Source organism: Methylobacterium sp. CM6244 (assembly GCF_054817885.1).
In genome coordinates, this window is the sequence record NZ_CM139247.1 from 813,806 (window position 1) to 826,851 (window position 13,046).

Annotated in this window: 15 protein-coding genes; 13 read left to right on the plus strand and 2 right to left on the minus strand. The window is 61.3% G+C overall.

Features of this window, described 5'->3' with window-relative positions:
• Positions 1–2: 2 nt before the first annotated feature.
• The 10 genes from ACYQML_RS03725 (at position 3) to ACYQML_RS03770 (ending at position 7,187) form a co-directional block, all read left to right on the plus strand.
• The gene (locus ACYQML_RS03725; protein WP_461234756.1) at positions 3–341 is read left to right on the plus strand and encodes a hypothetical protein; all 339 of its coding nucleotides are present in this window, start codon (positions 3–5) and stop codon (positions 339–341) included.
• A gap of 377 nt (positions 342–718) precedes the next feature.
• A complete protein-coding gene (locus ACYQML_RS03730; protein WP_461234757.1) occupies positions 719–1,516 on the plus strand; it encodes a hypothetical protein in 798 nt (265 codons plus the stop codon).
• A 334-nt stretch (positions 1,517–1,850) separates the two neighbouring features.
• The gene (locus ACYQML_RS03735) at positions 1,851–2,393 is read left to right on the plus strand and encodes a glyoxalase superfamily protein (RefSeq protein WP_461234758.1); all 543 of its coding nucleotides are present in this window, start codon (positions 1,851–1,853) and stop codon (positions 2,391–2,393) included.
• Positions 2,394–2,647: 254 nt separating this feature from the next.
• Complete coding sequence (locus tag ACYQML_RS03740; protein ID WP_461234759.1) at positions 2,648–3,376, plus strand: hypothetical protein; 729 nt, start codon at positions 2,648–2,650, stop codon at positions 3,374–3,376.
• 62 nt (positions 3,377–3,438) lie between these two features.
• Positions 3,439–4,173, plus strand: a complete 735-nt coding sequence (locus tag ACYQML_RS03745) for an Abi-alpha family protein (protein ID WP_461234760.1) — start codon at positions 3,439–3,441, stop codon at positions 4,171–4,173.
• A gap of 180 nt (positions 4,174–4,353) precedes the next feature.
• Complete coding sequence (locus ACYQML_RS03750) at positions 4,354–5,118, plus strand: hypothetical protein (RefSeq protein WP_461234761.1); 765 nt, start codon at positions 4,354–4,356, stop codon at positions 5,116–5,118.
• Positions 5,119–5,632: 514 nt separating this feature from the next.
• Entirely contained in the window at positions 5,633–5,920 is a 288-nt protein-coding gene (locus tag ACYQML_RS03755) for a hypothetical protein (RefSeq protein ID WP_461234762.1), read from the plus strand.
• 132 nt (positions 5,921–6,052) lie between these two features.
• Positions 6,053–6,241 (plus strand): hypothetical protein, encoded by a 189-nt coding sequence (locus ACYQML_RS03760; protein WP_461234763.1) that lies wholly within the window; start codon positions 6,053–6,055, stop codon positions 6,239–6,241.
• A gap of 213 nt (positions 6,242–6,454) precedes the next feature.
• A complete protein-coding gene (locus ACYQML_RS03765) occupies positions 6,455–6,742 on the plus strand; it encodes a hypothetical protein (protein ID WP_461234764.1) in 288 nt (95 codons plus the stop codon).
• Positions 6,743–6,827: 85 nt separating this feature from the next.
• Positions 6,828–7,187 (plus strand): hypothetical protein, encoded by a 360-nt coding sequence (locus ACYQML_RS03770; RefSeq protein WP_056453189.1) that lies wholly within the window; start codon positions 6,828–6,830, stop codon positions 7,185–7,187.
• Between the two features lie 149 nt (positions 7,188–7,336).
• Here the strand turns inward: ACYQML_RS03770 and ACYQML_RS03775 are convergent, their stop codons facing one another.
• Both ACYQML_RS03775 and ACYQML_RS03780 read right to left on the minus strand, forming a co-directional pair.
• A complete protein-coding gene (locus ACYQML_RS03775) occupies positions 7,337–8,095 on the minus strand; it encodes a DUF6602 domain-containing protein (RefSeq protein WP_461234765.1) in 759 nt (252 codons plus the stop codon).
• 48 nt (positions 8,096–8,143) lie between these two features.
• A complete protein-coding gene (locus ACYQML_RS03780; protein ID WP_461234766.1) occupies positions 8,144–8,395 on the minus strand; it encodes a hypothetical protein in 252 nt (83 codons plus the stop codon).
• Positions 8,396–9,283: 888 nt separating this feature from the next.
• Between ACYQML_RS03780 and goxA the strand changes: the two genes are divergently transcribed.
• The 3 genes from goxA to ACYQML_RS03795 are packed head-to-tail and all read left to right on the plus strand — an operon-like array spanning position 9,284 to position 12,823.
• Positions 9,284–11,248, plus strand: coding sequence for a CTQ-dependent glycine oxidase GoxA (gene goxA, locus ACYQML_RS03785; protein ID WP_461234767.1), 1,965 nt, complete (start codon positions 9,284–9,286; stop codon positions 11,246–11,248).
• 11 nt (positions 11,249–11,259) lie between these two features.
• Positions 11,260–12,330: an NAD(P)/FAD-dependent oxidoreductase gene (locus tag ACYQML_RS03790; protein WP_461234768.1), complete on the plus strand. Its 1,071-nt coding sequence runs from the start codon at positions 11,260–11,262 to the stop codon at positions 12,328–12,330.
• A 16-nt stretch (positions 12,331–12,346) separates the two neighbouring features.
• Complete coding sequence (locus ACYQML_RS03795; RefSeq protein ID WP_056422544.1) at positions 12,347–12,823, plus strand: RidA family protein; 477 nt, start codon at positions 12,347–12,349, stop codon at positions 12,821–12,823.
• Positions 12,824–13,046 lie beyond the last annotated feature (223 nt).

The following is a 13,046-nucleotide window of genomic DNA, read 5'->3' on the forward strand; positions in this document are numbered from 1 at the left end:
CCATGCTCGCACGTCCCGAAGGCCCAGATCCGCCCCGGCAGTACCCCACGACCCTCGTCCGCCTCTGGCTCGTCGCCGCCTGGGCGGGGCACAGCGAGGCGGACGCGCAGGCCGGCCCGAAACCCGGTGATGTCCGGGTCCAGCGCTGGCCCGAGGTCCACGTCGCCGACTGGCGGATGAAGGCGCAGCTGAAGGCCTGGCTCAATGCGCAGGTCGGACGCGAGCCCAGCTTCCGGGAGGCCTGCCGGATCAACGGCTGGAACAGGGACAGCGCCACGCGGGGTGTCGACATGGCGATCGAGTTGATCTCGATCGGGTTGAGCGGAGGACCTGTTGCCTAGCGTGCTACTGCCTTAGGAGAATACGCTCGACCATTCCGCGGCATGAAAGGCCTAGTGATGCCCCGATACGCTTGGCACTTATGTTGCGCGCTCGCAGCGGTAGGGGTGGGCTGGTTATGGATGATTGTCTCGGGCCTCGCTTGCGCCGTAGGCGACCCTCCATATGAGCAGGGGTGCGAGGGTGTCAATTTTCAGGTTATCTGGCTGAAGGCTGTAATCTATATTTTAGCAACTATGTATGTGGCTTATTATCTGGCGAGATTATCCATTCTAATAAGAGAAAAGTTCGTACATTATAAGAAGATGTACATTAAATAGGCGCATGTCAGTATATGAATTTCCAGAGACGGAGCTCGATGCTTGGTACCCACCCCTAAATGACCGAGAAGGGTGATAACCCAACCCTGGTCTTACGCCCCGAAGCGGACGTCCCGCCTCCGACCTTCAGCAGACATTACAGGCGTCCGCCTTTTGGCACCCGAGCAGTTGAACTTCCGACAGGCTTCCAATCAAATGAAGCTGATACACAAGGTCTGAAATTTATGCGTCGTATTGTGAGTGTTGGACTTTTACTTGCAATAGGATTTGCTATGGGCCGTGTTTATGGCACTATCGATATTTATCGTCAAAGCGGCACTGGTGAATACATCAATATTCCTTTTGAACATCTCAGCAATATGTTTGAAAGTGGAACGGTGTACGTGTCGTATCCCTCCGACTGGAGTATCCATGCGACTCGTCGGCTTAATCCTACCGTAACTTTGCATGGCAATTGGAGTGGGGCTTATATTCAAATTACTTGCAACGCGACAGATCAGAAACATTCTAGTGGAATAATCACTTCACGTTATAATCCTTCCAGTGGAGACATCGAGTTATTGGACGATGAAAGGAAACTGCTAATTCATATAACTAAAAGAGATGAGTATAACTTACACCTTGACGCGGTAGCAGTGTCGGCACTCATTAAATTCATGGCTGAAACATCTTTCCCTAGAAAGGTCACTGTTGCCGGCCAGTCGCCCCCCAGAACTGGCTTAAACCCATTGTACAGAATTCCAACTATAGGGATACAAAATCCTGCCGGCAGTATGTCTGGAAAAGGATTTAATAAGGACTCCATCCCCCAGCCACCGTCTGATCCGTTTAAAGTCATGAGACGGTATTGTGGGTAGAGTGAAATAGGCGCTCGCATTTGGCGCGAAACTCAAGGACCGCTCCACACCCAGCTCGGTCGTGCTTCCTGTCCCGCTAAGGCGATCTGAAAGCGGACCTTCCCAAAGCCCGCAAAGGGTGGAAAGCGGGCGTTCCGCCCCCAATCCGAAGCAGCCCGAGATTGCTTTAGCGAATACTCCCCCATATGGTTCCGCTCAGGTTGACACTACCTGCTGCTCGCACCCGCAAGGGGATGGTGAAAGTGTCGTTTTCGTATTCCGTACGCATCCTTCCCAGGGGCGAATGGGTCAGCAACGCGAGCCCTGACGACCGTTTGCCCGACTGAGGAAGACGATGCATTCTCATCTTGATCCCAAGGCCATGGCAAAGGCCCTGCGTGTCGCTTTGCACGAGCGCCACCAGATGACTATCACCCACGGAATGGCCCTCGAAATCGTTGCGGCCCAGCATGGGCTCGAAAGCTGGAATGTCCTCGCAGCGGCAAACGCCATCTCCGCCGCCGCCGACGTCCGCTTCGGTCAGACCTGCCCGATCATGCGTATCTTCGACGAGGGGGTGGCTAGGGAGTTCTATCTCGACTTCCTCGGCTTCCACCTAGATTGGGAGCATCGCTTCGGCGATAATTTCCCTCTTTATGCTCAGGTCTCACGCGCCGGGCTGATCCTGCATCTTAGCGGTCACAACGGGGATGCGACCCCAGGATCTACGGTCTTCGTGCGGATGCAGGGGGTCAAAGCCTACCAACAGGAGCTTGCAAGCAAAGACTACAAGCATGCAAAGCCGAGCGTTGAAGACGAGCCCTGGGGTCTCGTAATGAGTATAGCTGACCCATTCAGCAACCGCATTCGCTTCTGTCAGGACAAGCCGGACGTTTGAACCGATTGGGGGCAGGCATACTCCCTCATGTCTGCCCCACTTGGTCCGTTCGTAGATTTTCGTCCGTCACGCTGGCAGGAAGCATGCCTTCCCAAGGGCTGCTATGGGTCGTGAGCAGACGGTCCACCGTATCTACCGGACGACCATAACGCCACGTTCTTGCAATGTTTCTCCCATTGACATTCGTGCCAAGGCAAAGGGACGGATGACATCAGGCCCGGCGATAAGGATCGGACCTGCACAGGGGCACCACCGTGACCGCGTCGGCCAAGCAGTCGTCCAGCACCACCCGTCAGACCGCGACCCGAGTGCCGCCGTCAACGCGGCGTAACAAGAACATCCGCCTCGCCCCGATCACCGCCCGGGACGTCGAGGTCGTCGAGGGCACGGGCATGTTCCGCGATCCCTACGACGCCAGCACCTTCGTAACGACGACCGTCAATCGCCGCGTCGACGTTCTCGCCGCCGAACGTTCCGCCGGCCGCATCACGGAAGCACAGCTCCAGGTCGGCCGCATGCTGCAAGCCATGTGGGAGAAGCAGCTCGGCGTCCGGCACGGCAGCAGCTGGGACAGCACGATCCTAAGCCCCGGCTATGCATCGCTGAACACCGCCAACGGCCTGACCATCGAAGACATCCGGATGCTCGGCCGTATCGAGACCGCGAAGGCGGTCAAGGCCATGAACGATCGCGCAGCCCGCGTGATCGGTGACAGCGGCGTTCGATTCCTTCGCTCCATCCTGGCCGAGGGCTTCAGCTTCTCCAGCTACGCCGAGGCTCGCGGGCGCGGTGCCAGTGAGCGGGCGTCCACAGACATTGCCAAGCGGTTCCGCTGGCTCCTCGACGAGCTGACAGAGGCGCAGCACACCGCTCGGGCTCCAGGGGCGGCCCTGGTCCGAGACGAGTACGCAGTGCAGGCCGATGGGGTCCAGGAGCGTCTGGAGCGCTCGGCGGCGCTGGGGGATGTAGCCACAGCAGAATGATCCTGCTGACCTGACATCCTCCCTGCTGCTGTGTCAGCATTGATGCTTCCTGGGAGAGCATGATGTCCGACAAAGATCCAGCTACCGCAGCTGCAGAGGCCGCAGCAAAAGAGCTCGTAAAACTCGCTTACGGCGATTTGATCCAGCCTGCGGCGCGCGAGATCGGAACGGAGATGGGCGAATTCGTTCGCGCTATCGTGGTTGCAGGTAGGGGATTTGGGTACCTGATCCGGGAGAAGTATGAGCCGTTCGTTCTTCGGGCACTCAACAAGGTGCCAGTGGAGATGAGAATCGCTCCGCCGCCTCCCCTCCTAGGAAAGATACTCGAGGGAGTAAGCTACGAGGCGGAAGGTTCGCACGTTGAGAAAATGTCAGCATCATTGCTAGCGACGGCGATGGACAAGAATAAGGCCACAGATGCACATCCGGCATTCATTGATGTAATACATCGCATGTCAGCGATTGAATTGGACGTACTGCGCGAATTGGGGAGGAATCAGATCTACGTAGGAGCCCGACCAAGCGGAGGATCGTTCACGAATGTACGTTGGCACGTGAACAAAAATGACAAGATCGAGTTATTTCATAATGCTGATCTTGTCTTCGACAATCTAAATAGTTCTGGGCTGATCAGCTTTATCAAGCAAGCCCGTAATGTCAGACCATTTCGGGATTTGGAGCATGTTGCGGAGGCAGTTCTTCGCCTACAAAATGACCCGCGAGACTACGGCGATTACACGGTTATGCTCAGCCCGTTCGGTCGTGCCTTCCTATTAGCATGCAGCCCGGAAGTTTGACCCGACAGGCAATCCGTCTTTCACCTCCTTCTCAGGGGGGGCGGAGGCGTACCACACGGCGCGGCTGCGCGATTCCTCCGGTTCCTGCTCGCGGCAAAGATCAGCCCCGACGAGGTTCTGGCCGCTCTTTCCTCGCAATCCTAACGCGCGAACTCGTCTGATTTTAAAAGGACATTGCAGGTGATTGAATTAATCGATCGCAGCCTAAGTGCTGCCTATCGTGTTGGAGGTTTGACTTGGGTATTAATAGGATTGTTTCTAATAATATCGGGGTGGGTTGTTCAGCTTATCATAAACCGCCGTATCTCTAGCAATTACGAAATTAAGCTCGAAGCTTTCAAGTCAGAGCAAAACAGAGCACTCGAAGAATGGAAATCTGAGCAGGCGAAAGAAGTGAAGGCTCTTGAGCACAGCTTTGCGAAAAAAATGGATCGGAGTCAGAAGTTCAATCAGCATGAATACAGCGTGTTGCCGGAGGCGTGGAGAAAGTTTAGCGACGCTTTCTATGCAACAATGCGAGCATCCGTCGGGCCGGTAAGTACCTACTTATTCAACATGCGCACTGAAAGTGAAATCGAAGCGGTTATGCTCGATAGAAAATACAGCGGGGCGAGCATTCAGCATGTGCAAAACGCTGATGATAAGGAAGCAGCCTATATGCTGCTTGAAAGGTTAAGGCTATACAATGAGGCAAATTCTCTGAACAATGCCTATATCAATCATAAGCAGCATTTTGGCATATTTATTGGTGACGATCTGCGTAAGAAATTCGCTGAGATTGACGATCTTATGGCGCATGCGATGGGCGATATGGAATCCAATCTTCATGTCGAGCCTCGAGAGAAAACGAGGGACGCGATAAATCTTTTCAGAGGTCATGGTCGGAGGTTGATGGGAGAGCTTGAGGGCGCAATCCAACGACGGCTGTCGGACTCTGGAGAGTAAGGCGCACAGTCGCCTCGTGTTGTATCCTTGACCCGACGGGCAATCCGTTGCAGAAACCCACCGTCCCGAGACGCACGCCCGCAGCCGCAAGGCCCGCGGGCGTTCTCGTTTCCAGCGCCGGTGCGGGAGGTCAGCATGAAGCTCTGATCCCCCTCACCTTCCCAGACCTGACCAGCCATAGCGGCCTCACAACGTCTGCCGGGCTTAGCCTTTCCGGACCCGATGCCGGCGAGCCGCACGATACTGACCCAGCACCCGGGGGCTGATCCCCCCACCGATAGCGCTCTATGCGCTTTCGATGATGCTACGACCGCACGCGGATCTCATCATCACTTATCCCTGACGGGCACCTTGCCAGGTGAACTATGGCCCGCGCCTTGTCCGGACTGACGAGGCCGCTAGCCGGGCGGCGAGAAGCCCCGGCCCCCTTTCAGCTCCGTCCGCGAACCGGCTCAACAGCTTAGGCGTTGAGGCCGAAGACGTGCGCGGACAAATCTGCCATGATCGGAACCCGATGACGACGGATCGCGAGCAGGCCGAGCGGGTCGCCGACCTTCTCCGCCAAGCCGACCGCCCCCGGGTTCCGGGGCATCGGTACACCGTCGAGCAGTGCATGCAGACGCAAGACGAGCTGCGCGCCGGTCTTCGCCGCCTCTACCGTGATCTGACCGGAACCGAAGTGCCGCGCGAGACCGCGCAGCGCCGTCCGGTTCTCGGCTCCTTCCAGGCTGGATCGCTCCCCGGTACCCGTACCGTCGTCGCGTTCCGGGGCCGTCCGAAGGCCGTCGCCGCTCGGGCCTGACCACGACAATTCCCGCGCAAAATATGCCGGGAAATATGCCTCTCGAATTTCGGGCCTGATTGGCTCTCGGCCACGATGATCCGGGATGCACGATAAGTGCCCTTCTCAAGCACCCAAACCGGGGATTTCAGCATGTCGGAAGGCGCCATTATCGTGCGCCCGACGGCGCTCGCCCTCGCCCCGGCCGACGCGCTGGATGAGGCCGCCGCCGGGTTCGCCGCCGCCTCGAAATCAGACGCGACCCGCCGGGCCTATGCCGGCGACTGGCGCGACTTCACCGGCTGGTGTGCCGAGCAGGGCGTCGACACCCTTCCCGCTTAGGGCCGGACGGTCGGCCGGTATGTCACCCATCTCGCAGGCCTCGGCCGGTCGGTCTCGACGATCGACCGCCGGGCCGCCGCCATCGCCGCCGTTCACCGCGCCGCCGGGCACACCGCGCCGACCGCCTTCGAGGAGGTCCGCACGATCCTGGCAGGCATCCGCAACACGCTGGGCCGCCGTCCGGCGAAGAAACAGGCCCTCACCGCTGACCTGGTGGCGAAGGTGCTCAAGCGGATTGCCGCCTATGTCGAGGAGCGCAAGGTGATCGCGGCGGAGCGCGCTGCGCAGCACCTCTCGCCCTGGACGGCCTGGATGATCCCGACCGCGTTCGGGCTCTGCATGATCCACTTCGGCGCGATCGTTCTCGACTCGACCTTCCTGTTCAACTGGCGGGTGGCGAAGCTGCCGACGCCCTACGATCAGATGGAATGGTCGATCGTCATGGCGGTGATCGGTGTCGCCGGCATCGCCGGGGCCGTCCGCAAGGTCTTCTCGAAGTAGCACCCCTCCCCTGAGGAGGGGGAGGGTCATTGATCCAGCGCGACCGGAATACCGGCGTGCCACCGCGCCCGTGGGGGCTTGCATCATGGACACCTCGTTCCTCGCCGGCGGCCCGATCACCTGGGCCGCCCTCATCGCGTTCGCGCTGTTCCTCGTCGCGGTGCTGAAGGCGGTCGACTGGATCGCCGGGAAGCTCAAGACGCGAGAGAAGGAGGCTGTCAGCCCGCTGGTGCTTGACCTCGCTTCGGTGAAGCTCAACGTCGAACGTCAGGGCGACGCACTGAACGCCTTCAAGGTCGAGGTCGCGCAGAAATATGTGACCGGCGACGTCATCACCCGGCTCGAGGGGCGGATCGACGGCATGGTGTCCTCGGTCCGGGAGGAGATGCGCGCGACGCGGTCGGAGCTGCTCGACGCGGTTCTCCATGGACGTCCGCCGAGGTAACCGTCCCCGCTATCCACATCCCTGTATAACTGCCCCTGCCCCGCCCGGCTCACGCTGCGGCGGGGCTTTCTGCTGTCTGCGTATCGTCCTCGTAGACGACCTTCCCGTCCGCCACGATTGAGACGGTGAAGAGGGCATGGCCCTTTTTCTCAGGGGTATCCGCGAACGGCTTCATCAACTGCTGCCGCGAGCAATTGAGTTACATCGGCACCAATCAGGTGCGTGTTCGTCAAGCATGCCTGCAGCAACAAAACCCAAATAGCTACTGACTTTGGCGTGCGAATGATAAAATTTCTGCGAATCTCGCCCTCGAACACCCATGGTATTCCAATGAAAATAAACTCGTTCGGCACAACGATGAACGCGATATTTTCATTTTCTTGCAGTTCCGCCAAGATTGTATCGAGAGCAATCGAGTTAGTGTAGGCGAAAACTCCATATATTGGGCTATTGTCGGAGCTCTGTATTCGCAGCGCTCCCCCCGCGCTGAAGGGGGTGTAGGGCGTAATAAAGCGCGTGTTCGGTGGCGCTTGTGGACGCTGCAGTTTCCGGTATCTCGCGATCTTTTCCTGGCAATTATTAAGCTCTAGTTTTGTCAGGTTCGATTTTACTTCGATTGCCCCATACGATGACTCATTTGGACAAAGTAATTTATTGGAAGTATCTCTGAATACTGGGGAGTGGACGGTGTCGTAAATGATTACATCGACCTCACCGGAATTGGTTCCATCGGCATCAAAGATCTCACCCTTAGCGAAGCCATAAGCGGTTGGAAAAACTTGATATAGGTAAGCGATAACCGCACTCTCACGAGAGTCACCGCGATTTCCGTTGTGCTCAAAAATAGTATCGGATTGAGCAACCAGCGTTTTGCTAAGTTTGCCGAGTGTTTCGGAATATTTCGACATCGTGGTTCGCCCCTCCCGTTCGCACTTGGCATGCGAGGTTGGTTGCCATCATGGTGCGCCAAGCTTCTTCGCGTCCAGGTCTATTCGCCGAGGCCAGTCCGGGCGGGTGGTGATCTCCTTCCCGCCACACGCTGAACAGCGCAGGCGCAGGGCGATGTCGGGGATGAAGAGATTGTCCGGCATGTCACCGAACGGGATCGTCGCCTCGTGGCCGCACATGCAGGATGCCTCGACGCCGGTCACGCCGTTCGCCTTGGCGTTGGCGATGTCCATCGGCTTCAGCTCGGTGCCGTCGCGCATGTAGGATCGGCGGGGATTTCTGCGGGGCGGCATCGCGCGATTGTAGCGCGATGCTCCGCAGAACGCTCCACGAACCTATGGGGACCGTGGACCGGAACGTGGACCGAATGAGTGTATGAAGCGGTCCACATGGACCGATTTCGATGGCTGAAAAGCCAATGAAATCAACGGTCGCGCTATAGCGCACCACGTTCGGGACGTGGGGGTCGCAGGTTCAAATCCTGCCACTCCGACCAAATTTCCCGAGAGCTTGCAGTCTCTTACTGCTCCCCCAAAATCCAAGCCTTACATGGACCGCTTCGCGGACCGAATGATCCGCGTCGGGTTCCGCGTGACGTTGTCCGCCTTCGGATGCAGCGTGCCCGCGAGGCTGCTCGATGGTCGGAGACGCCTCTTGGAAACCCGTATTCGGTGACCGGCCCAGATCGCCCCGGTGATTCAGGTATGGGGCGAGGCGTGGCGGGCGGGATCTCACCAGCCATGACGTGCTTTCCACCCTCGAGTCGTCGTCGATCGTCTGGGCCATTCGGGGGCGAGCGACGCGCCGGGATGAGCCTCGCTACCAACGCTAGGCAAAGAGACCCGTCGACGGCGGCCCCGCCCTCGACGCCTTCGCCGGCTGCGCCCTCCACCCTGATCCTGAACATGTCCACGTGGAGAAGGACGAGATCGAGCACGAGCTTCGACCGTTGCTGCATCGCTCCATGGTCAGGAAACAGCAGCCAGGACCGATACTTGGATAGCCCAACAAGGGACTCTCGGGCCTGAGTCTAGAGGAGCTTCAGGACAAGCAGAGGCAACTCAATGTTAAGGGCATCTGCGCTATGTCCCAGACGAGACACAGACCGGTCGAGACGTGTCTGTCGTTCGTATAAGCGAGATAGCGCCTTGAAACGTCGGGATTTCCTCATCGGGGCGTCCGCCCTTGGCTTGGCCTCCTCGTCTATCGCGAAGGCCGCCGTATCGCCGCTCCAGGCGCCGGCGGCGGCGCCCGCGGGAGCCCGGATCGCCCGGGTCGCCATACATCCGGCGATCGGCTTTTCCCGGGTCGGCAATTCCGACGCCTGGTTTCCCGCACCCGAGGTGCCGGGCCTCCTCGACGAGCCGGAGGGCGGCTTCAAGGATTCCGAAGGCCGCATCAAGAAGCAGGTTCAGCGGTTCCGCCTCTATGGCTACGACGAGGAAGGCCGTGTGGTGCGCGAACTCGACGCGTCCAAGGGCGTCCGCTGGAGCGTCCACGTGGCCAACACCAAGGCGGCCTGGTACGGGTTCATCAACGCGCTCGATCAGGGGCCGGCGGCGCCCGGCATTCCCGGCACCCAGCGCAATCCCCTGGTCCTGGCCGACCGGCGCGACGATCTCCTGGTGATCGACCCCGGCATCGTCGAGATCGGCGGCATCTCCGCCAATGCGGCGGGCAAGGATCCGGCCTGCCGCATGCAGGGTCGGTTCTGGAACACCCTCGATGTCGATCTCGGCCACCTGCGCACCGACGACAACGGCCGCCTGCTGGTCTTTGCCGCCAACGGCATCTCGCGCACGGCCCTGCCGCAGAACCCGGTGCGCGACTTCACCAACAACGACGGCTGGCACGACGATTGGTGCGACGGCTGGGTACAGGCCAGGGTCGAAATCGACGGCGCCTCCGTGCCATGCGAACCGGCCTGGATCGTCTGCTGCGGTCCGAAATTCGCGCCCCAGCTCGAACCCATCGTCACGCTCTATGACGCCGCCCGCGAAGCGATGGTCGAGCTCGGCCATCTGAAGGCCCCCTCCGATACCGTCTCGTTCCGGCGCGACGTGCTGCCGATTCTGCGCCGGGCCGGCACCATGCAATGGGTGGCCACCTCCTCGTTCCTCGGCGCGGCCTGGAACCAGATCGGCGACCTCTCCAGTCCGGCGCTCATCGCCAAGCTGGCGCGTCCCCATGAAGAGGGCCGCGCGATGCGGCAGAACGTTCTCCAGGCCTTCCGCCGTCCAGGCGGCGAGGACCAGCGGGCCGCCGCCATGCCGATCATGCTGGGCGACGGGGTGAATTACCCGGAGAGCCAGCGCACCTGGCTCACCCTCACGCCGACCCAGTACCGTCAGCTCGAACTCTGGGCGGATGGAAAATTCGCCGACGATTACGAAGACGCCGCCGCCGATTCCGTCACGCGCCTCGACGACCTGCCGCTCGCCCTCCGGCCGGAGGCCCTCACCCGCGCCGCGCTCGATGCCTGCTCGGGCGGAGCCTTCCACCCCGGGGTCGAGATCACGTGGCCGATCCGTCACGCCGCCCTCTATCGCGGCCGTGACGAGACGAAGCTGCCCTTCCGCATCAAGATCTCGGATCGACCGGGCCTGATCCAGGATCTCGGCCTGCAGCTCAATGCCACCAACGTGTTCGCGGGCAATCCCGCCAAGCCGCGCGAAGGAGCTCCCATCGGCCCGCAGGCCCCCGGCGACCTGACCCGCTGGATGGGTGTGCCGTGGCAGGGCGACGCTTTCAGCTGTCAGGCGGTTCTGACAGCCTCGGGCTTCCCCACCCCGGTCTGGTGGCCCGCGCTGCTGCCGGTGGATGTCCTGCCGGAGACTTTCTACGAGCACGTCATGCGCACCGATCTCAGCGACGAGGAGCGTTTGCGCTTCTACCATGCGCGGGTGCCTTGGGCGCGGGGCGCGGCCGGTATCGGCCTTCACGTGGAGGCGGGCTACACCGATGGCCTGCGCCGCATGATCGAGCTGTGGACCCGCATGGGTGTCCTCGTCCGCCGCCCCGGCCCCAAGGGCCTGACCGGCGTGCCGGAAGTGATCTACGTGGAGACCCAGCGCGGCTCCATGGACATCGCAGCCCCGTTCCCCCGCCGCTGAGCGCGCGGCGCGTGGACCGTATCGTGGTCGTCGGGGCGGGAGTCGCCGGGCTGTCCGCAGTCCGGCGACTCGTCCTCGCCGGACATTCTCCCGTTCTCGTCGCGCCGGATCGCGTCGTGCCGAGCCGCGGGGAAACGCTCTCCGCCACGGCAGCTTCGTTTCTGGACGGGCTCGGCTGGTCCGCCCTGATCGACGGCGACACCGCCATGGCCAGTCAAGGACGCTTCTCGATCTGGGGTGACTGCGCCCTGCGCAGGGCGGCCGGGCACGAGCACGGCGCCCATATCGACCGCTCCCTGCTCGAAGGACGGATGGCGGCGTCTCTGGCTGAGCGCGGGATCGAGCGCCTGGCGGAGGCCGTGGTCGGCCTGGAGCATCTTCCCCGCGGCGTCCGCATCGGCTTGGCCGACGGGCAATGGCTGGATGCGGCGGCGGTGATCGATGCGAGCGGCCGGGCCGCGCTCTCGGCTGGACCGACCGCACACCGGCGGCGCCTCGACCGGCTCGTCTGCGCCTATCAGGTGCACGACGTGCCCGATGATGCCGAGCTTGCCGCCGCGACCCTGGTGGAGGCGGTGGAGTTGGGCTGGTGGTACATGGCGCCGATGCCGGGCCGGCGCATGATGATCGGCCTGTTCACCGATTCCGATCTTTTGCCCGCGGGGGCGGCGAAGGATGGCAAACTCTGGGCGGATGCGGCCAGGGAAACCATCGCCATCGCCGCCCGTCTGGAGAGCCTGGACCTCGACACCGCCTGTGCCTCGCTGTCTCCCCAAGTTGCGCCGGCAGCCTCGATCGTGCCGACCCACTTGGTCGAGGGGCGTGTCCTGCGCTCGGGCGATGCGGCGGCCTCCCTCGATCCGCTCGGGGCGAACGGTCTCGCGACGGCGCTCTGGAGCGGCATCCAGGCCGCGGACGCCGCGCTGGCCCTCATCGCCGACGATCCGGCTCCGGCACTCGCCTACGAGCGCGCCTTTCTCGAAGGCATCGCGCATCACCTCTCCGGGCAGCGGACCCTCTACGCCGCCGAGCGACGCTTTACCGACGCTCCCTTCTGGTCCCGCCGGCATGCTTTCCCCTGAATCCGAGGATGATTCCATGAGACCCGTTTTTCGCTCCCTGCTCACCGCGCTTCTCGCGGTGCTCGTTCCCGTCGCGGCTTGCGCCGACGAGACACGCCGCGTCGAGATCCTCGCTCCGAACGCAGAGACGATCACCCCCAGCGGCACCTGGAGCATCGGCGCACGGGCGGGAGATTTCGTGTTCATCGGCGGGATGCGCGGTGTCGACCGGACCACCGGCGAACTCATCGAGGGCGAGGAGGCCCGCATCCGCCGCATGTTCGACAACATGCTCGCCGCCGCCGCGGTGGCGGGTGCAACGAAGTCCGATGCCGTTCGCCTGACGGTGTTCGTCACCGACGTCGCCCGGCTGCGTCCGATCGTCAACAAAGTACAGAAAGACATCTGGGGCGACGGTCCATATCCACCCCGCACCGTGCTCGAGGTTCCCCGCCTCGACCAGAACGACATCGCCGAGATCGACGGCACCTTCTATCGACCCATCGCCAAATGACGACATTCCGGCGGTGGCCGTAAGGCGCGGTCGACCCTTTCGATCAAGCTCATGAGAACGCTGGAGCTGCGCCCGACCAGTTTGGGTCGGGTGCAGCTCCGCGCTTTTGTTTACCGTGCTCATTTTCGCCGAACCGGCATCCACTTCGGCGGTGAGCGCTCTCGGCCGCATGGACGGAGTGGCGAAGACGTCGGTGCCAAGGAGGGCGATACGCCGTTCTTGC